This window comes from Spirosoma sp. KNUC1025, assembly GCF_045160025.1.
Taxonomy (GTDB): domain Bacteria; phylum Bacteroidota; class Bacteroidia; order Cytophagales; family Spirosomataceae; genus Spirosoma.
The window spans coordinates 490674-511015 of record NZ_CP087139.1 but is presented as its reverse complement, the minus strand read 5'-3'; the positions used below and the strand labels follow the sequence as shown (position 1 = coordinate 511015).

At 46.5% G+C, this 20342-nt stretch carries 20 protein-coding genes and 1 tRNA gene; 13 read left to right on the top strand and 8 right to left on the bottom strand.

Annotation, left to right across the window (positions count from 1 at the left end):
• Positions 1 to 66: 66 nt before the first annotated feature.
• From LN737_RS02310 to LN737_RS02295, 4 genes are read left to right on the top strand one after another with little or no spacing between them, the layout of a single operon-like run.
• The gene (locus tag LN737_RS02310) at positions 67 to 492 is read left to right on the top strand and encodes a hypothetical protein (protein ID WP_405515873.1); all 426 of its coding nucleotides are present in this window, start codon (positions 67 to 69) and stop codon (positions 490 to 492) included.
• A 39-nt stretch (positions 493 to 531) separates the two neighbouring features.
• Positions 532 to 1821 (top strand): ATP-binding protein, encoded by a 1290-nt coding sequence (locus tag LN737_RS02305; RefSeq protein WP_405515871.1) that lies wholly within the window; start codon positions 532 to 534, stop codon positions 1819 to 1821.
• Between the two features lie 57 nt (positions 1822 to 1878).
• Complete coding sequence (locus tag LN737_RS02300; protein ID WP_405515869.1) at positions 1879 to 2259, top strand: response regulator; 381 nt, start codon at positions 1879 to 1881, stop codon at positions 2257 to 2259.
• Complete coding sequence (locus tag LN737_RS02295; RefSeq protein ID WP_405515867.1) at positions 2256 to 3302, top strand: adenylate/guanylate cyclase domain-containing protein; 1047 nt, start codon at positions 2256 to 2258, stop codon at positions 3300 to 3302. Before LN737_RS02300 ends, LN737_RS02295 begins: the two co-directional genes overlap by 4 nt.
• A gap of 32 nt (positions 3303 to 3334) precedes the next feature.
• Here LN737_RS02295 and LN737_RS02290 read toward each other — a convergent pair whose 3' ends face one another.
• The 4 genes from LN737_RS02290 to hemC all read right to left on the bottom strand — a co-directional run bounded on the left by LN737_RS02290 (position 3335) and on the right by hemC (position 6985).
• Complete coding sequence (locus LN737_RS02290; RefSeq protein ID WP_405515865.1) at positions 3335 to 4243, bottom strand: alpha/beta hydrolase; 909 nt, start codon at positions 4241 to 4243, stop codon at positions 3335 to 3337.
• A gap of 103 nt (positions 4244 to 4346) precedes the next feature.
• Positions 4347 to 5558 (bottom strand): ABC transporter permease, encoded by a 1212-nt coding sequence (locus LN737_RS02285; protein ID WP_405515864.1) that lies wholly within the window; start codon positions 5556 to 5558, stop codon positions 4347 to 4349.
• Between the two features lie 63 nt (positions 5559 to 5621).
• Positions 5622 to 6059, bottom strand: coding sequence for a GNAT family N-acetyltransferase (locus LN737_RS02280; protein ID WP_405515862.1), 438 nt, complete (start codon positions 6057 to 6059; stop codon positions 5622 to 5624).
• Positions 6056 to 6985 (bottom strand): hydroxymethylbilane synthase, encoded by a 930-nt coding sequence (gene hemC, locus LN737_RS02275; RefSeq protein ID WP_405515861.1) that lies wholly within the window; start codon positions 6983 to 6985, stop codon positions 6056 to 6058. Before hemC ends, LN737_RS02280 begins: the two co-directional genes overlap by 4 nt.
• Positions 6986 to 7276: 291 nt before the next feature.
• Here hemC and LN737_RS02270 point away from each other — a divergent pair, with 291 nt between their 5' ends.
• The 3 genes from LN737_RS02270 to LN737_RS02260 all read left to right on the top strand — a co-directional run bounded on the left by LN737_RS02270 (position 7277) and on the right by LN737_RS02260 (position 9390).
• Positions 7277 to 7681 carry an Hsp20/alpha crystallin family protein gene (locus LN737_RS02270; RefSeq protein WP_405515859.1) on the top strand — a complete coding sequence of 135 codons (405 nt, stop codon included), beginning with the start codon at positions 7277 to 7279 and terminating at the stop codon, positions 7679 to 7681.
• Positions 7682 to 7991: 310 nt separating this feature from the next.
• A complete protein-coding gene (locus LN737_RS02265) occupies positions 7992 to 8366 on the top strand; it encodes a hypothetical protein (protein WP_405515857.1) in 375 nt (124 codons plus the stop codon).
• A gap of 196 nt (positions 8367 to 8562) precedes the next feature.
• Entirely contained in the window at positions 8563 to 9390 is an 828-nt protein-coding gene (locus LN737_RS02260; RefSeq protein WP_405515855.1) for a M23 family metallopeptidase, read from the top strand.
• Between the two features lie 121 nt (positions 9391 to 9511).
• Here LN737_RS02260 and LN737_RS02255 read toward each other — a convergent pair whose 3' ends face one another.
• Positions 9512 to 9817 carry a hypothetical protein gene (locus LN737_RS02255; RefSeq protein WP_405515853.1) on the bottom strand — a complete coding sequence of 102 codons (306 nt, stop codon included), beginning with the start codon at positions 9815 to 9817 and terminating at the stop codon, positions 9512 to 9514.
• Between the two features lie 449 nt (positions 9818 to 10266).
• On the bottom strand, positions 10267 to 10821 hold the full coding sequence (locus LN737_RS02250; protein ID WP_405515851.1) for a hypothetical protein: 555 nt from the start codon (positions 10819 to 10821) through the stop codon (positions 10267 to 10269).
• Positions 10822 to 11073: 252 nt separating this feature from the next.
• Between LN737_RS02250 and LN737_RS02245 the strand changes: the two genes are divergently transcribed.
• Positions 11074 to 11262, top strand: coding sequence for a helix-turn-helix domain-containing protein (locus LN737_RS02245; RefSeq protein ID WP_405520281.1), 189 nt, complete (start codon positions 11074 to 11076; stop codon positions 11260 to 11262).
• 259 nt (positions 11263 to 11521) lie between these two features.
• Here the strand turns inward: LN737_RS02245 and LN737_RS02240 are convergent.
• Together LN737_RS02240 and fabD are read right to left on the bottom strand one after the other, a co-directional pair.
• A tRNA-Gln gene (locus tag LN737_RS02240) sits at positions 11522 to 11592 on the bottom strand.
• A 265-nt stretch (positions 11593 to 11857) separates the two neighbouring features.
• Positions 11858 to 12733, bottom strand: coding sequence for an ACP S-malonyltransferase (gene fabD, locus LN737_RS02235; protein WP_405515850.1), 876 nt, complete (start codon positions 12731 to 12733; stop codon positions 11858 to 11860).
• 382 nt (positions 12734 to 13115) lie between these two features.
• Here fabD and LN737_RS02230 point away from each other — a divergent pair, with 382 nt between their 5' ends.
• From LN737_RS02230 to LN737_RS02210, 5 genes are all read left to right on the top strand, one after another.
• Complete coding sequence (locus tag LN737_RS02230; protein ID WP_405515848.1) at positions 13116 to 13811, top strand: succinate dehydrogenase cytochrome b subunit; 696 nt, start codon at positions 13116 to 13118, stop codon at positions 13809 to 13811.
• A gap of 91 nt (positions 13812 to 13902) precedes the next feature.
• Positions 13903 to 15840, top strand: a complete 1938-nt coding sequence (locus tag LN737_RS02225; RefSeq protein ID WP_405515846.1) for a fumarate reductase/succinate dehydrogenase flavoprotein subunit — start codon at positions 13903 to 13905, stop codon at positions 15838 to 15840.
• A 69-nt stretch (positions 15841 to 15909) separates the two neighbouring features.
• Positions 15910 to 16668, top strand: a complete 759-nt coding sequence (locus LN737_RS02220) for a succinate dehydrogenase/fumarate reductase iron-sulfur subunit (protein ID WP_405515844.1) — start codon at positions 15910 to 15912, stop codon at positions 16666 to 16668.
• 148 nt (positions 16669 to 16816) lie between these two features.
• Positions 16817 to 19681, top strand: coding sequence for a ThuA domain-containing protein (locus LN737_RS02215; protein WP_405515843.1), 2865 nt, complete (start codon positions 16817 to 16819; stop codon positions 19679 to 19681).
• Positions 19678 to 20286, top strand: a complete 609-nt coding sequence (locus LN737_RS02210; RefSeq protein ID WP_405515841.1) for a carbohydrate-binding protein — start codon at positions 19678 to 19680, stop codon at positions 20284 to 20286. The genes LN737_RS02215 and LN737_RS02210 overlap by 4 nt, the downstream gene beginning before the upstream one ends.
• Positions 20287 to 20342: the final 56 nt, after the last annotated feature.

The following is a 20342-nucleotide window of genomic DNA, read 5'->3' as shown; positions in this document are numbered from 1 at the left end:
GTAGTACTGTTATTCTTCAACGCAAAAAACACATTTCTTTACATTTTTAGCGCCGTCGACGCTATAATGATGGCCGCTGTTTTTTCAGCGGCCATCGCTAAGGCACGTACCCGTAAGCTTATCTTACTCACAGGAAGCTTACTTGTTCTGCTTATAGGGATTGATGCTTTTTGGGGGAGTGGACTCGCGAACAATGGCTATTCCAATGCCCTGGAAAAAGTATTTATTTTAGTAATAACTATCTATTACCTGACTCAACTTTTCCAGGACGAAGATACAGTCAACCTGGCCGACCAGCCTATGTTTTGGGTAAGTATGGGCCTTTTGGTGTATAATCTGGTGGGTTTATTCGATGTGTTCAGTAAACCTGTTCTTAGTTATTCGCAAAATCTGTACTTACAGTTTTATATGATCTGGTCGGGTGTTGCCATTTTCATGTATGGCTGTTTCGCTTTTGCTTTTTGGCGCAGTAAGCGCTTCCTTAACCTGTAGGGAATACATTATCGTAATTGAGAATAGATTTTCAACTTAATGAAAAGCTTCCTGGCAGCTATATGTATCGGGCTGTTGTTTTGTTTTTGCCAACCGGCAAAAGCACAGGCGCTTGTTCCCTCTGCTGAAATTCGTTCAGTGAAGGTAAAAAACAACCAAAAAGACTCTCTGCTTATTACTGTTAACCAGACTGTAAGCAAACCAATCAAACTGCCGTTTGATCAGAACTCACTTCTTTTCAGCTTCAGGAACGTTCAGAACCCTGCTCAGCATTCATTTGCTTATAAATTAACCGGCCTTGATTATGACTGGATTATCTGTGAGGACTGTTCACAGGTGCAGTACGCCCATCTCGACGGCGGTGATTATACGTTTCAGGTAAAGACGCTTCAACCGGATGCCGTACCCGCTACATTCCCGTTTCTTATCGATGGAAACATATGGCATCAGTGGTGGTTTGTTCCCATGCTATCCCTATACGGTCTGGCCATCCTGGGCATTGGCATTTATTTCTTTGTGTTATTTCGGTTTCGTCAGAAACTCAGGGAACAAAAATTAATTCATAAAGAAAAGATGGCGTCAATGGCTGAACTCACGGCGGGTATTGCGCATGAAATTCAGAACCCCTTAAACTTTGTCAATAACTTCTCCGAATTGAGCCTGGAATTGATCGATGAAATAAGGTCGGAACAAACAAACGGACAACATCAGCCAGATGAGGAATTGATCGAAGAAATTCTGGGCGATCTTGGACAAAACATTCAGAAAATCGTTCAGCATGGTAAACGGGCGTCAGGTATTGTGAAAGGAATGCTGGAACATGCCAATAATGCTAGTGGCGAACGTCAGCTTACTAATCTCAATAAACTGGCGGACGAATGTTTGCAACTGGCTTATAACGGACTCAAAGCGAAAGACAAAACCTTTGTTGCAGAGTACGAACTCAATGCTAATCCAAAACTGCCGCCACTACAGGTAGCCCCGAAAGAGCTGGGACGAGCCATTCAGAACTTACTCAACAATGCGTTTTATGCTGTTCATGAGCGCTCCAGGCTGGCTGAGTCAGGGTATAGGCCGAAAGTGATTATTAGTATTTATCAGAAAGACCATCGAGTTGTGATTCTCATAAAAGACAATGGGACAGGTATTTCGGATAAAGTAAAGCCGAAAATTTTTCAGCCTTTTTTTACGACAAAATCCACTGGAGAGAATACCGGACTGGGTTTATCATTGAGTTATGACATCATAACAAAGGGGCACAGCGGAACACTTACCGTACAGAGTCGGGAAGGTGAGGGCTCCGAATTTGTTATAATGTTGCCCATGTAGTAATCTGGCTACGTGTGTACACGGCAAATTGCTATCTTTGAAGTATACACCTGAACGATGATGAAAATTTTAGTCGTTGATGACGAGAGTGACGTAAAGGATCTTTTTGAGCAGCGGTTCCGTCGTGAGATTCGCAATGGTGAATTTCAGCTTGCATTTGCTAACTCTGGTGAAGAAGCCCTCTCTTTTTTAAGTGGTCACCCCTCAGAAGTTATCCTGATTCTATCCGATATCAATATGCCCGGAATGAGTGGTTTTGAGTTATTGCGCCATATCCGACATGATTTCAAGCAGCCCCCGCCCCCGGTTGTCATGATGATAACGGCTTATGGAGACCCCGATTCACAACTACAGGCGGTCAATCTGGGAGCCAACGATTTTTTGACGAAACCACTTGACTTTGCGGTTCTGAAACAAAAACTTCGCGATTTGGCATGAGGGCTAAGATATTGGTGGTTGATGATGAAACCGACCTTGAACTGCTTATCAAGCAAAAATTTCGACGACAGATCCGGGAAAAGCAATACGAATTCGTGTTTGCTCACGATGGGGTCGAAGCCTTAGACGTGCTGGAACAGCAGCCGGATGTTGATATGGTACTCACCGACATCAATATGCCCGGTATGGATGGCCTTACCCTACTAATTAAACTGCACGAAACAAATCCAATGCTCAAGGCGGTCATCGTGTCGGCTTATGGCGATATGGACAATATCCGTACGGCCATGAATCGGGGCGCTTTTGACTTTGTTACGAAGCCCGTCAACTTTGAGGATCTGGAACTGACCATGCAGAAAACCATGGATTACATTGCTCAGCTTCGTGAAACGGTCCAGGCTATTAAGGAAAACAATATCCTCCGCATGTACGTCGATGAGTCGGTGCTGACGTTCATGAGTCGCTCCGAATTTGAGACGGCTCTGTCATCCAGCGACGTAGTAGAAGCCACCGTGCTGTTCATTGATATATGCGGCTTTACGGCGCTCTCCGAGAAGGAGTCTGCTGATACGATTGTCCGGCTAATCAATCGGTATTTCGACGTAATGGTCAAGGAAATTATTGCTCAGACTGGCCATGTGGATAAGTTCATGGGCGATGCCGTTATGGCTGTTTTTCGGGGCGAATACCACCTTGACCGAGCCATTGAAGCGGCTCTGGCCGTTCGCACTCAGATTGAGGGTCTTGAAGATAATTTGCCGAATCATCCCAATTATAAACCGCAGGTGGCCATTGGCATCAACACAGGAGAAATGGTATCGGGTAATATTGGCTCGGCTACGCTTCGTCGGCTGGATTATACAGTTATTGGTGATGCCGTGAACGTAGCGCAACGGCTACAGGCAGTAGCCAGCGCCGGACAAATCGTTATTACAGAGCTAGCTCAACAACAGATAGCCGAGTCATTTACCTGCGAACGTATTGGTGAAGTAAGCTTGAAAAATAAAGCCGAACCCGTAGTGATTTATAACGTAGTGGGGTGAGAAAGGGAATGAACAAAGGCAGAATAGAGTAGCTACTGCCTGGTAAGTTCTATGAATGATTTAATGTCTTCGAGCCATTCTTTTTTGCAGGTTGTCAAATAATCTCCGTGACCTGCCTGCGGATAAATCTTCAGGTTCTTTTGACAGCTTAAGTTCGAATAAATTTGATCAGTTTCGCGCCGACTTACTTTTTTGTCCTGCTCACCATAAATCAATAGAGTAGGGCATTTTATTGATTTTGCATAGTCTATTGGATTATGCCCGAAAGCCCAAAAGCCATTTTGAATTCCTCCCCAGAAAACCAAAAAACCTGCCATCGGGAAAGGCGGCACACGCATGGTATTGAACCTTATACACGTTGTTTGATACATTGAACCAAATGGGCATTGAATAATGATTCCTGTCGGCTGTATTTGATAATCATGAATTGACTTCATAATTGCGACCGCCCCCAATGAAGTCCCAAACAGGTAAATGGTTCTTTCGCCTTTTTCCGTCAGGTAATCAAAACAGGTTTTAACTTCCTCTGCTTCGTCAAATCCGATTGTAGTTTGATAGCCTTCTGAACCACCGCTACCCATAAAGTCTACAAGTAACGTACTAAAGCCCTGTTTGATAAGTTCTTCAGATGTGTCGAGCATTGAAGACTTCGATCCTCCGTATCCATGAAATAAGATTACTGTTCCTTTAGAGCTATCCGGTTTCAGAGACCAGCATTCTATTTTTTTGTTGCTTTGAAGGTTAATTACATCAAATTTTTTTGTTGGAATAACCTCATTTTCTGGTCTTGGATTATCAATGCCAAAAATTAATGTATTTATTTTAGCTAATGTTGAGAGCTTTTCTGCGTTTGTTTTGGGGCCTTTTTGGCGGGTGAAATGAGTGAATTTGTAGGCATGAAAGTAGGCAACAATATTCATTAAAGTGAAAATCGCTGCCAACACAAAAACTATCCGTTTTCTATTAATTCGAGCCCTGTTCGCCATTGGCAAATCGCTTCTCTAGAATTTTTAACGTAACGATCTAAGCGAAAAAAGAAAGAGGTCACTCCTCTGCAAGTGTTCTTGAGATATTCATTCGATAAACGCCAATAGCAGGAAGAGCGGCTGCTAAAAGTCCTATCAGGATGGCAACGCCCAGTAAGGCCCATTCTTCGGGCAGGATGCCAAAAGCCGCCAGATTATAGTGATACTCTGATGAAACACTGCTCGAAAATAGCCAAAGACCAACACGACTTAAGAGAATACCCAGGATAAACCCGATCAGCGCCAGCACTAATCCTTCGAGCAACAGCATACCAAACAGTTGAGCGCGGGTAGCCCCCATAGAAAGCATCAAGGCCATTTCGTAACGCCGTTCTTTCAAGGAATTATAGAGCGAAACAAATACGCTGACACCCGAAATCAGCATGATAACAATGGCTAATCCACGTAACGTCTCAACGCCTACACCCAATAACGAAAACAGCCGATTAACCTCAATATTCGGTAAAGCCGCCTGGAGTTTAGAGTTATTGTTGATACCACGGGCCAGCATCATCCCCAGCGGATTCCGGAACTTAATGAGCATACTTGTAATCTCACGCGGACTTTCTTCATGCCCTTCCTCTTCGTGCGCTTCCCCGCCTTCGTGATGTTCCGCGTGCTCATGAACAGCCCAAACACTCGAAATAGGCGTCAGAATCAGTTGGTCAGTAACGGTATTGGTGGGATTCAGAATACCCACAACTTTATATTTCGAGTCGGCGTGTGCTTCACCTGCTTCGTCTAAACCGTGCGAACTGGCAAACGTATCGCCAACTTTCAGGCCAGTAGCAGCGGCTACGCGTGGTCCAATGACGGTTTCTAAATTTTGCTGAAATAATTTTCCTTCAGCTACAGTAGCGCCAAAGTGGTCGAGGTACTTTTTGTTCGTTCCCACAATCCGAAACGATTGATAATTATCGCCCATAGCCAGCGGAATGGCCGTTTTAATCATCGGATTGCGGGTCAGCCGTTCAGCTTCTTCGAGTGGAATGTTTCCTGTAGGCGAATCAATTTGATAAATACTGGATAAAATCAGCTGGAGCGGACTTCCTTTGGCGCCCAGCACCATGTCGATGCCCTTGATATTCTTACGGAATTGTTCATCCAACTGCTTATTCAGCAACAGCAACAGAGAAATAATCGTGATGCCAAAGGTCATTAGCAATCCGCTCAAAAAACTACTCAGGGGTTTATCTCGCAGATTACTCCAACTAATTCGGAAAAGATTCATAGCCGCAGGTCAATAGCCATCGTATAGGGGAAAGCAAATGCAAATTACTGATTCGCACTGCTATTACAAATCCAGCTTGAAGTGATGACTGACAATGTTAAAACGTTTGTTCAGATAAAGCCGGTGGGCATCGTAGCGAGCTGGATTTTGCCCCGAATCGAGCGATACAGACTGACAACCCGCCTGTCGGGCCTGCTCAATTACAAAGTCGAGCAAAGCGCTGGCATAACCTTTTCCACGTGTTTCGGGCAGGGTCGACAGATCGTCGATATAAATCGTTTTGCCGCTGTACAGAAAATTCAAAAAGCGGTAACCAATTACGGCCGGGGCCGGTTCTGCCGGATTTTCACTGTCGATATAGGCCAGGATAAATCCGTCTGTAGCCTGCTGAGAACGGATGCGTTCAAACGCCAGCTCGGGCGTCAGATGCGACCGGAGTGCCAGCATAGCCGGTATGCATCGGCGAATATCTTCGTCGGACGTAGCGATTTTTGGGCTCATAACTGTTCGCGAATGGTTTGTAGTAATGCATCACCACCCCGTTCCAGAATTGCTTCGGCCAGTGCATGACCCAGGGCGGGAGATTCTTCAGCAGGACCGGCAAACGTTTCGCGAAGGAGTTGATTGCCATCCAGGCTCACCAGTCCGCCCGTCAGGCTGATGGTTTGTTCAGCAGTCCAGTGGGCCAGCGCAAATGATGGAATGCTGCATCCTCCTTCAAGACGTGCCAGAAATGCTCGTTCAGCCCGAAGGCAGGCCGCTGTCGGTTCATGGTTAATAAGGCGAACAAGCGTATCGTTAACCTCACTGGCTAACGAAGACGTAGCCACCTCAATCGCTACGCTTCCCTGACCAACTGCCGGTGTAAAATCAGTAAGGGGTAAATGCTCCACAATTAAATCATCGTAGCCCATCCGGTGAACACCCGCATAAGCCAGCAGGAGCGCATCGCACTGACCTTCGTCAAGTTTGCGGATTCGCGTTTGCAGGTTCCCTCGCATATCAACAGTGGTCAGGTGTGGGCAGAAATGTTTGAGCATTGCCACCCGACGCGTCGAGGACGTACCGATGCGGAAATCTTGTCCTCCAGTTAATGATAAGGCTTTGTTTCGGCTAACCAATACGTCGTTAGCTCGTTCGCGCTCCGTAAACGCGATAATAGCCAGGTCGGAAGGTAAGTTGGAGGGAAGATCTTTAGCGCTATGGACCGCTATATCGATAGTGCCCTCTCGAAGCTGGTCTTCCAGCTCCTGCGTAAAAACGCCTTTGCTACCGATTTTCGATAAAGACCGGTCGAGTACTAAATCGCCCTTGGTTTCAATAAATACCAGTTCAGAAGTTACGTCCCCTTTTTTCAGCAGTGTTTGTATGTATTCTGCCTGCCAGACTGCTAACCGGCTGCTTCGCGTTCCAATTCGAATATGCATGATCTAACAAAGATACGGCATGGAAACCAGCTTTCAGTAGCGTAACGGATTGTGGTAATCTGTAGAAAGTAAGCCACACACAGCCCATAAATCGCAACAGTGTGGGCTTTCACACATATTCAATAGAAATGGCTTAAAAATGAGGGAAATAGGTCAAAAGCGTGCCAAAAAGGCATTATTTAAGTGAATATGTTACAAGTTTTACTGACAGCTTGGCGGAAAAATCCAGATTAAACGCTTAGGCACGAGGTTTGTCTATAGTATAGTACTTGAACAGTAAACAACACCATTATGAAAGCGATAGAAAATGTGTTTCAAGGGACAGGCGGTCAGATTGATTTGCTGAATACGCTCTATGGTGGGTCGGCTCAAACCACTATAAATGTTGAGCGTGAAGATGAGCGTCTGGTGATCACCCTGTCGGCCCCCGGCGTAAAGGCTAATTCATTTAACGTGCTGGTTGAGGGTAGTAAACTCATTCTCTATACGTTATTGGTAAGTACCTCTGCCCAAAAAGAAGAAGGTGCCAGTCAACGCCTGGCTGTACCCATGTTTCTTCGGGTTTTAGATATCCCGTCGTTTGTCGACGTTGATCAAATTGAAGCCGTTCATGAACATGGTCAGGTTCGGGTAATGCTGCCCTTTAAAGATGAAGAGCAGATGCACCGCCGGATTGATATAAAAAATCTCTTTTAAACAAAATAGCAATTTCCCTTCCGGGGCCGCTATTGGTCCTGTCTTCTATAGATGAGTCTAAGCCGCTTTTACGAAAGCGGCTTTGTTGTTTTCAGGCAAGGCGGATTCAAGCAACGTACCGCTATTTTTTAATCGCCTACAAAGCGCGGCTTTTGTCCGCAAGTGAACAGAGTTTGTCCAGTAACGGACAGCGCAAAAACATGGTACAGTAGTTAAATTGCTGATAATCAATGCGGAAAATTCATTGGCACAGCCTTTGGATTATGTGTATCAACTCAGTAAACAACTAACCATTAAACACACTACGACCATGTTACCACTAATGAGCAAAGTAGCTGCCTCCCTTTTGTTGAGTGCTTCCACCTTTATCAATCCTACCACACCCAAGAACTTATCATTCGATGCCAGCGCGTACGTTACGGTTAAGAATGAAATCCGGGTTGCTGTACAAAAGACGTCTGATGTTCCCGTTACAATTCTATTACGTAGCAGAGACAATCAGGTCCTCTATCGCCAGAATATCAGCCGGAAAGAGTTGAAGTACGCTGTGAAATTGAATGTTGAGGAGCTGGCTGATGGGCAATATGAGCTGGAAGTTAAATCCAGTGAAGGCAGCATTCGTAAGCAGTTGAATCTGTCGACGCAGCCCGTTCAGGAAACGAACCGTGCCGTTGCCATGCAGTAACTGACAGCTAAGGTAAATTCATGAAAAGCCCGGCCCTGTCGGGCTTTTTCATTGTAGCAAGCAGACTCTGTTCCGCAAACGAGCATGGGTGATTGTTTTAGTACATGAACAATTGACAAACAAATAGCAGAAATCTATTGATAAAACTATTCCGGGACTGATAAGTTGATGTATCATCTGCTCACTCAATTGCGTCATGATTCGATTACTGCTCTTTTTCGTCGTCTGTCAAGCTGTTACTCAAAAACCGGAAGAAACCCCTTCCATTACAGCTTCACAAGGGATGGTCGTTCGATGGCCGGGTAACTGTAAACGTTGCAGCCTGGAGGATAAAGCCTGGAATCCTGTTAATGGTACGTGCTATTACCCCATCGATATGGAAAAGAAAACCGGGACTTACAGCATTTCCCGGCGCACTACGGGTGGAAAACTCGAAACGGCTCGTTTGATTGTTACAGAAAAGCCATGCGTGCATAACGATATTAAAAATTTCAAAAAGCTGGAATACGTCAATGTGTCTGCGAAAAATCTGGCCCGGCACCGGCGGGAGATGGACGTACTGAATCCATTCCTGGCGGCCAAACTGGAAGAGCGCCCGAACGTATTTGATTTGCCGGTTGGTAAACCCGCAAACTCCCTTCCACCAGGAAAGGGTTTCGGTGAGTGCAGAACATTCAATGGGCAGGCTTCTGACCGGCACACCGGAACGGATTATGGTATTTCGGCTGGGAAAGAAGTGCTTAGTGTGGGTAATGGCAAGGTCGTATTAGCTGCCAACCATTTCTTCAGCGGCAACTCGGTGTATATTGACCACGGTAACGGCCTGCTCACCGAATATTTTCATTTACAATCAATAGCTGTCAAACCCAATCAGACAGTTACTAAAGGTCAGGTAATAGGCCGGGTCGGGGAAACCGGACGTACCACCGGACCACATCTACACTTCGGCGCTCGCTGGCACGGCCAAATTATAAACCCTGGTTATTTGCTTATGGACCCTTCGGATATGCCTCAGGTTAAGTAAGCAGCGGGTGAAGCACGAAGTCAGAAATCTGAATGTATTCAATCACGATGCATAAAAAAGTCAGGCCGCACTAATCTAGTGGGGCCTGACTTTTTTCAAAGTTTATTTCTCTATTGATCAGTTACTCTTTTGGTTTAGACTTAGGTTCTTTCCGTCGGCTTGAATCTGAGCTGGTAGACGTCGAATTGGTCGGTACTGTCGATTGCATACCATAGGATGTGCCATTGTTTGTACCAACAGCTCCGGCTCCTGAAGAAGTCGGTGAGCCTGTCGTCGAAGATGAGCCATTTGTGGCATTACCTGTACCGCTGTTCTTTGTCGTACCGTCTGTAGTTGGATTTGCTCTTGGGGTGCTGTTGGTTGTCTGGGCCTGGGCGCTACAATACGTAGCAAACACCAGCGCGCCCATAATCAATATCTTTTTCATAACCTTTACGTGTTGAGTTGTATAAACTACTAAACTCAAGTACGCATAAAAGGTTAAGAATAGATGTGTATCCGTTACGTCCAGTAGATTAATATCTGAAGGGCAGCTCTAAAGACTCGTTGAAAACGGCCTAAAACAACAAACGCCTAACCGACTGATAAAAAGTTCGATTTTCGTGTTAATAAATAGCATGTTAATTATTTTTAAAGATGGCAGATAATGAAATAATGAGCAACCTTTATTAAGGACGTACTACAGCATTAACAGCTCTTTAATTGTTTGAAGAAATCGAACTCCTACAACAATTACCACTTATTGATTACTTCACATATTCTAGACCGTTAATGGCTAATGTAGCCGTCTAAATAGCGACTCACTCCGTAACAGTCCGATAACGTCAGTGATTACACTAATTGGACGATGACACCGCTGGGCCATTAGCCGTTAATTTAAGGATTCAGGAGTAAGGCATTCAGTTTTAGATTCCATTTCATCTGCGCTACTTTATCAAGCGAATGACGAGTCTCCTCATCGTATTGCAAGTCCATCTGATTGGCCTCACTGATAAGTGCTTTGAAAATCGAATTGATTTTTTCGGCATGGTTACTCTTTAAGATAACCGTAGATGCGATCGCTTTTTTGAATCGCAAGGCGCATATAAGAGCAACATTAAAATGGCCTTGTTCATGCTCTAACAGCCTATCTGTTTTTTGATCTGGCAATACCCAGGAGTTTCCTTTTAGAAAAGTAGATACCTGTAAATCAACGTGGGCCGTATCGCCCCGATAGGAAAGTATTTTGTATTTATAATTGACAAGCCAGTAGGTCACTGCGGCATGCTTCGAGGTAGGATCAACCGGGCCACTAAAATCCTCCCATTTCAATTTTCCGTTTTCAATTACTTTGTTGGGATAGTCACTCTGAGCGCTAGCACCTACATTGGCGAAGGCAATCGAAAAGATCAGTAGCAGAAATTTACCCGTTTGTTTACTACGTTGAGTCATAACCTGTTTAAACCAGAGCATTTCAGAACCTGAACACTCATACGGCCGCTGACAAAGCTAGCAAATTGTACTACCTGGAAAGCGGCTTTACAGCGTATTGATTAAGCGGTCACGTTTGTAAGAAAGTATACCGCTGGCTCATTGCTTCAGAGATATTTTACCGTTTGTTTGTAAAGTTGTTACCTGAAAAGTAACCTCTTCCTATTGTTGCCCTGTAACAACACAATGTAATGTCAGAGATTAAAAAAACAGATCGGAAAATCGATTCAAGAAATCCGTAAAGCTAAAGGGCTAAGCCAAGCGGAGTTGGCAGAATTTATTGGTACAAACCAAGTTGTAGAAAGCCGGTATGAGATGGGAACGCAATACCTTACAATAGACACAATCCAAAAAATAGCAACGGCGCTTAAGACGGATATCAGTATAACATTTAAGGCATAATATTTTGCCCTATTTTATTACTTTTAAATTATAAACACTCTATTTGTTCTGGCAATCAGACAGTAGAAAAGGCGATATAGTACTTAGGAGGTTACCCGCTGGAGAGTACACAACCCGATATGACAAGAAAAACCCAAGCTGAACTTTCGTAGGGCTCAGCAAAAGGCGATGTACACCTCATATCTTAAAATATCCGTACACAGCCAAAAACAATAAACGCCTAACCGACTGATGAAAAGTCAATTAGGCGTTTTTGCTGTAGCCCGAGAAGGATTCGAACCTCCACAAACAGAACCAAAATCTGTCGTACTACCCTTATACTATCGGGCTGTTTTGCAATCGCGAGTGCAAAGATAACAGTTGTCGAGTGTCAAAAGCAAATAGGCGTTTGAAAAAAAAGGCTTTTTTAGATCTTTGGGCCGTTCGTAGACTGATTTCCAAGCGAGTGCGACCGGTAAAATATTCCGTAGAGCAATAGCGTTAACGTAACATCGAAGCTCCGGCTTCGACCGAGAATGAATTTGATACTGTTCACAGCCGAAGCCGGAGCTTCGACGCTACGTTAACGCTACCCCAACCATCCGGGCCTGGAAAACTAAATACTCACGGCTGGTGTAGCTGAACTGATCTTTTTAATTAATCCCTGGAGCACTTTACCGGGGCCGCACTCGAAAAACTCCGTAGCACCGTCGGCAACCATATGTTCAACCGATTGAGTCCAGCGAACGGGCGATGTCAGTTGAGCAATCAGGTTGGCTTTTATTTTTGCTGGATCGGTTACTGCCTGTGCATTTACATTCTGATAAACCAGACAGCGGGGAGCGCTAAACGGCATCCGTTCGACTGCTTCCGCAAATTCAGTACGTGCCGGTTCCATAAAAGGCGAGTGGAAAGCCCCACCCACTGCCAGCGGGACAACCCGTTTGGCACCGGCTGCTTTCAAGCGCTCTTCGGCTAGTTGAATACCCGCAGCACTTCCTGAGATAACCACTTGCCCCGGACAGTTGTAATTGGCCGGAACAACAACCTCTTCAGTTATTTCGGCGCATACTTTTTCAATAACATCGTCGGCAAGTCCCAAAACGGCAGCCATTGTCGATGGGGTCAGTTCGCAAGCCCGTTGCATCGCTGTGGCGCGGACGGAGGCCAGTTGAAGACCATCTTCAAACGAGAGTACGCCAGCGGCTGTCAGGGCCGATAACTCACCAAGCGAGTGGCCTGCAACCATATCTGGCGCAAATGAATCGGTGGTCAGCGCCAGTGCAACACCGTGCAGAAACACGGCTGGTTGTGTATAAATGGTTTGTTTGAGGTCCTCGTCAGAGCCTTCAAACATAATGTTGGTCAGGTTATAACCCAACACTTCGTTTGCCTGATCGAATAACTGCCGGGCAGCGTCGGAACTCTGGTAAAGGTCCTGCCCCATACCCCGAAACTGCGACCCTTGACCCGGAAATACGTATGCTTTCATTATATGTGCCTGTTAGTGAATAAAACGGCGAATGGATGCAAAATAGATGGATAATTACGGTTGTTCAAAAAGGAAATCGATGACTAGGCATTAATTGGCTTGTTGTCAGCGACTTAATGCAGTTGTATACCACAATTGCATTTAATCCTCCGGAACGGTTTTCCTTCTTTTCAGGAATTCATTATTTACTAAACTATAATCCTAAACAGACGGTTAGCCAATCAGATGGTTCCATAATTTATACCGACTGTAAATAAGTCATAAAACCACTGATAAAGGGGCTTAATCTTGTTTCCATCCGGTTTGTGCTTTAGCTTTGATGCGCCATTCAAATCGGCTTTTTTTCAATAGTTTACCACTAAAATTTCGTGTCGTTCATCCTATGGCTTGGGTAACACAAACACTATCCAGCTCCCTCGGTCGAAAGGTCATTATGTCGCTGACGGGACTGTTTTTATGTTCATTTCTGATTGTTCATGCAGCTGGTAATCTCCAGCTATTTAAAGGTGATGGGGGGCGGGCCTTTAATGAGTACACGTACTTCATGACCCACAATCCGCTGATTATGACCGTCTCGTACCTGCTCTACACATCCATCCTGGTTCATGCACTGATGGCTTTTGTCTTGACGCGCCACAATCAGGCATCTCGGCCTGTGAAGTATGCCTTTAACAAACCTGAGGCAAACAGCGCCTGGTCATCGCGGAATATGGGTATTCTAGGTACTGTTCTGTTGCTGTTCATCGTCATTCACATGCGTACTTTCTGGTACGAGATGCACTTTGGCTCGGTGCCAATGGCCGAATATGATGGCAAGGAGTACAAAGACCTCTATTCTGTCGTACAGGTGGCGTTTGGCGAGTTGTGGTACGTAACGTTGTACGTCATTTGCATGGTTGCCGTCGGTTATCACCTGTGGCATGGTTTTCAGAGCGGTTTTCAAACGTTGGGTGTCCGTCACAAAAAATACACCCCTGTTATTGAATTTCTGGGCAAATATTTCTTTGCCGTTATTATTCCGGCAGCCTTTGCGGCCATGCCTATTTACGTGTATTTACAGGTTCACCATATTATTTAATGAGTGAATTGTGAATGAGTGAATGAGTGAATAGCTGACGCATCGTTTTTTATTCACTCATTCGCTCATTCGCTCATTCACAATTGGACACATGAAACTGGAATCTAAAATCCCCGAAGGTCCTTTAGCCGAGAAATGGGCACGGCATAAATTTGCGTTGAAACTGGTGAACCCAGCGAACAAACGTAAATACGATATTATTGTAGTAGGTACTGGTCTGGCAGGCGCATCGGCAGCATCATCGCTGGCTGAATTGGGCTATAATGTTAAAGCGTTCTGTTATCAGGATAGTCCACGGCGGGCGCACTCAATTGCGGCTCAGGGAGGTATTAATGCTGCCAAAAATTATCAGAACGACGGCGACAGCGTATTCCGACTGTTCTACGATACCATCAAAGGTGGTGATTACCGCGCTCGCGAAGGCAATGTTTACCGGCTGGCTGAAGTGAGCGTAAACATTATCGACCAATGCGTAGCACAAGGTGTACCATTTGCCCGTGAGTATGGCGGTACGCTGGCCAACCGTTCCTTTGGTGGAGCGCAGGTGTCGCGGACGTTCTATGCTCGTGGCCAGACAGGGCAGCAATTACTACTGGGAGCGTATTCGGCGTTGAGCCGACAGGTGGCCAATGGTAAAGTAAAACTGTATACCCGTACTGAAATGCTCGACCTTGTTGTAGAGGGCGGAAAAGCACGCGGTATTGTAGTGCGTAACTTGGTTACAGGCAAAATCGAATCGCATTCGGGCCATGCTGTACTACTATGTACGGGTGGTTACGGTAACGTTTTCTACCTGTCGACCAATGCGATGGGCTGTAACGTAACAGCGGCCTGGCGTGCGCACAAAAAAGGAGCCTTATTCGGCAATCCCTGTTTCACGCAGATTCACCCAACCTGTATTCCAGTATCAGGCCACTATCAGTCGAAATTGACGCTGATGTCGGAGTCGTTACGTAACGATGGTCGGGTATGGGTGCCCAAAACAAAAGAAGACGCCGAGAAAATCCGGAAAGGACAGCTGAAACCAACTGACTTAGCGGAAGACGCTCGTGATTACTTCCTCGAACGGCGGTACCCATCGTTTGGGAACCTCGTGCCGCGCGACGTAGCGTCACGTAACGCCAAAAATATGTGCGACGAAGGTAGGGGCGTAGCTAAAACAGGTCTGGCGGTTTATCTGGATTTTGCTGATGCCATAAAACGCGATGGACACAAAACCATTGAAGCGAAATACGGCAACCTTTTTGAGATGTATCAGCAGATCACTGGCGAAGATCCATACGAAACGCCGATGATGATTTACCCCGCTGTTCACTATACGATGGGCGGTTTGTGGGTCGATTATAATCTGATGACTACCATTCCAGGGTTGTACGCACTTGGCGAAGCTAACTTCTCCGACCACGGTGCTAACCGACTGGGTGCATCGGCGCTGATGCAGGGCTTGGCCGATGGCTATTTCGTGATTCCTTATACGATCGGTGACTACCTGGCCACAATTGGTCCGGCGGACAAAGTGCCAGTTGATTCACCCGCCTTTAAGGAAGCCGAACAGAAAATCCAGCATCAAATTCAGCAATTCCTGTCTATTAAAGGCGAACGCCCTGTCGATGATCTGCACAAAGAACTTGGCCACATCATGTGGGAGTACTGCGGTATGTCGCGGTCAGCAGAAGGCCTCCAAATCGCCAAGAAAAAAATTCAGGACTTGAAGAAAGAGTTCTGGTCAAATGCCAAGGTTGTGGGCGATGCCGATGAGATGAATCAGGCACTGGAACAGGCAGGACGCATAGCCGACTTTATCGAATTAGGCGAGCTGATGGTTGACGATGCCCTGAATCGGAATGAATCCTGCGGTGGTCACTTCCGCGAAGAGTACCAAACGCCTGACGGTGAGGCCCTTCGTGATGACGCCAATTTTACGTACGTGGCTGCATGGGAGTATCAGGGCGAAGGAAAACCTGAATTACTCAACAAGGAACCACTGGTATTTGAAAATGTGAAACTGACACAGCGGAGTTATAAATAATAGTCGTCGAAATCATTTGCCGATTATACTTTTCTATCGGCGAATGATAATCGACTAGCGGCTACAACTATGAGAATCACACTGAAAGTCTGGAGACAGAAAAACAATAATACAAACGGGAAACTGGTAGAATATCAACTGGATAACGTATCGGAAGATATGTCGTTTCTGGAGATGTTCGACGTATTGAACGATTCATTGACCCGGAAAGGAGAAGAACCGGTAGCCTTCGATCACGATTGTCGCGAAGGTATCTGTGGTACGTGTTCGATGTATATCAACGGCCGGCCGCACGGTCCGCAAACGGGCGCTACAACCTGCCAGCTGCACATGCGTTCGTTTAACGATGGCGACACGATTGTGGTGGAGCCTTGGCGGGCAAGAGCATTCCCGGTCATAAAAGACCTGATGGTTGACCGTACTGCTTTCGACCGCATTATTCAGGCCGGGGGATACGTATCGGTAAATACAGGCTCGGCACCCGATGCCAATGAAATTCTGATACCACGTAGCATCGCCGATGAAGCAATGGATGCGGCCGCCTGTATAGGCTGCGGTGCCTGTGTGGCTGCCTGTAAAAATGCTTCAGCCATGCTGTTTGTGGCGGCAAAAGTATCGCAGCTGGCTATTCTGCCACAAGGTAAGTCGGAGCATAAAGAGCGGGCTGAACGGATGGTAGCGCAGATGGACTCCGAAGGTTTTGGTGCCTGCTCGTTCACCGGTGCCTGTTCGGTTGAGTGCCCAAAATCGATTTCTCTCGATCATATTGCCCGCTTAAACCGCGAGTATCTCGGTGCTAAACTAAGCTCCGACAATGTTCAGGGGTAAACGGTAAACAGATTCTTAAAAAACGGGTGGTGCATTACGTAATGCACCACCCGTTTTTATTTTACCCGTTCATTTATACTGGGAATCGGTATAAGATGTCGAACATGGACTTTCTCAGAAAAACCTATACCCAGCCTACTTCTGAACCATGTCTTTTGGCCTCAAACTCTGTTGCTTTAGCCTGCTTGGCATTACATTGCTGATTTATTCGGGAATGACCGTTCGGAGGTCAGCTGACCCGCCCCGCGTTCTGATCTTCTCCAAAACAAAAGGCTGGAAACATACATCCATCCCATTTGGTATCGCGGCTATTCAGAAATTGGGTAGCGAAAATGGATTTCTGGTGGATACAACGAAAAACGCTGCGCTGTTCACCGACGAAAATCTGAAAAAATACGCAGCTGTTATTTTCAACAGTACAACGGGCAACGTACTGAATGGCGAACAACAGGCCGCTTTTGAACGCTACATTCAAGCAGGGGGCGGCTATATGGGTATACACGCAGCGGCCGATACCGAATATGACTGGCCCTGGTACGCCAAACTGATGGGGGCTCATTTTTCCAGCCATCCGCATAATCCCAACGTTCGTAAAGCTACAGTCGACGTATCTGACAAAACCCACATCGCTACGAATATGCTGCCCGACCGTTGGGAACGTACCGATGAATGGTATAATTACCGCTCTTTTTATTCGGGTATCAAAGTCCTGGCTGATCTGGATGAAAATAGTTACGACGGCGGAACAAACGGCGCGAATCATCACATTAGCTGGTATCATGAGTTTGATGGGGGCCGGGCTTTTTATACGGGTGGCGGTCATACCGACGAAAGTTTCAGCGAGCCCTTATTTCTGTCGCATATACTGGGAGGCATCAAGTACGTCATTGGCGAGAATAAACCGCTGGACTATCGGAAATCGTATTCGAAAGTGACGCCGGAACAAAACCGCTTTGTGAAAACGGTACTGGTCAACGATTTAAATGCACCGATGGAGGTAGCCGCAGCGCCCGATGGACGAGTCTTTTTTACGGAAATGTCCGGCAATTTTTCGGTATACGATACCCGCACGCATAAACATACGCTGGTCCACAAGTTCCCGATAACGAATATGGGAGGCACTGGCCTTATTGGCATGACGCTGGACCCTAATTTTGCGCAGAATCAGTACGTGTATCTGTACTACGCTCCCGGCGGATTAACCGAAGAAACGCTGTCTTTCCAACTGTCTCGTTTTAAGGTTAGTCCGGCCAACGTACTGGATATTAGCTCGGAGAAAATTTTGTTGAAAGTGCCCGTCCAGAAAAACAGCGGGGCTCACCACGGTGGGTCGCTGGCCTGGGATAAAGCCGGAAATCTTTATCTGTCTACCGGCGATGGCTCCAGTCCCTTTCCTTCGGATGGCTACTCACCGATTGATGAACGGCCGGGTAAGGAATTTTACAGCCTCGATTCGCAACGGTCAGCGTCGAGTACGAATGATCTGAAAGGGAAAATTCTACGCATTCACCCTGAACCCGACGGCACCTATACCATTCCGGAGGGGAATCTGTTTCCGAAAGGAACCGCCCCGTCGGACCGCGCCAAAACGTTACCTGAAATTTATGTGATGGGTTGTCGAAATCCATACCGTATCGCTGTGAATCCCAAAACGTCGGTCGTGTACTGGGGTGAAATCGGGCCGGATGCGGGAAAAGAAAGCGTTCAGGGACCACGCGGTTACGATGAATTCAATCAGGCAAAAAAGGCGGGTAACTTCGGCTGGCCGTACTTTGTCGGCAACAATTATGCGTACCCGAAATGGGATTTTGCGACGAAGACCGCTGGTCCCAAATTCGATGCAGCGGCACCAGTCAATAATTCGCCAAATAATACCGGGCTGAATCAATTGCCACCGGCTATGCCCGCTATGATCTGGTATCCGTATGCCGCTTCGGATGAGTTTCCGGAGTTGGGTCTTGGTGGCCGGTCGGCCATGGCCGGTGAGTTTTATACGTTTAGCAAAAATGCTACGTCGCCCAACAAATTTCCGGATTATTACGATGGGGCATTGTTTGTGTTCGACTGGATGCGCAACTGGGTGCTGGCGTTACGTTTCGACGAGAAGGAAAATTACGTTCGTAACGAACCGTTTATGGCGGCCAACGGCGATTTCAGACGACCCATCGATTTGACGTTCGGTCCGGATGGCGTAATGTACATGCTCGAATACGGGTCTGTTTATGGAGCGGATAATGAAGATGCCCGTCTGGTGAAAATCGAGTACAATACTGGCAACCGGGCACCGATTGTTCAGGCCAGTATCCTTGATTCAGTGGCACAGGCTCAGGTCGATAAAAGCGTTTTTCTGACGTCTGAACGTCGGAAATTGCCTGCTCTGCGCGAAACCAATGGACAGGCGCCGTTACGTGTTCTTTTTGCCAGCCAGGGGACCAAAGATCTTGACGACGATGATCAGATTACGTACCAGTGGTTGTTTGACGGAAAAACACCAGGCGCTACTACGCCCAATGCTATGTACACCTACACGAAACCAGGCATATACAAAGCTATTCTGAAGGTAACGGATCGGGCTGGCCTGGTTGGCAGCGATACATTGCTGGTTAAGGTCGGGAACACAAAGCCCGACGTAGCGATTACCACCACAGGCAATAAATCCTTTTTTTGGGAAGGCAAGCCATTTGCGTATACCGTGAAGGTGAAGGATAAAGAGGACGTAACGGTTGATCCGAAACGGGTTAAAGTTATGTACGCCTATAATCCGCAGCCGAGTATGCTGGAAGATCCCTACAAAAAGTCGCCAACGCTGGTAGCGGCAGAAACCAATACGGTAGGAAAAACGCTGATGGCCGGAAGTGATTGCAAGGCCTGCCATACGGTCGATAAAGTTTCGGTTGGCCCCTCATTTATAGCGGTTGCGCAGAAGTACAAAGCGCAGACCGGGTCCGTCGAGCAACTGGCAACGAAAATTATCAACGGGGGCGGGGAAATTGGGGCAAAGAGCACGTCATGAGCGCACATCCACAGCTATCCGCACAGGACGCACAGGAAATGGTCCGGTACATTTTCTCCCTGACCGATAAGCAACGGGAACCAACCGCACTGCCTGTACAAAGCAGCCTGTCGTTGAAAGATCATCCGAAAACGGATTTGCGGGGGCAATATACAATGGTCGCTTCCTATACCGACAAAGGCGATAAAGTGGTTGGGCCACTCACAGGAACGGATGTTGTTACGTTACGGAATGCCAAAGTTATGTCCATCTACACCGACGCTCAGATGGGTTTTCCCCGCTTTGGAAATAACTTATCGCCCGGTGCGCATAAATCCTATATACTGCTGAAAAACATCGATTTAACCGGCATCAAGCAGTTTACATACGAGTACGGATCAGGTGATCAGTCGGGCGAGATAGAAGTTCGGATTGACTCGCAGGCGGGACCAATTATCAGCAAAACGGCCTACGGCCCAACGAATTCATTTGATAAACTGCAAACCCTGACTGGTAAAATTGACAAACCTGTTTCGGGCAGGCACGATGTTTATTTTTTTGCGATCAAGCGGGAAAAACCCAACGACCGCATTTTAAAACTGACCAGTATTCAGTTTGACGAGTGATGAAAACATTGCTTTCCCGCGCAACGTAGTAAAAAACACAGGCATTACGTTTAAAT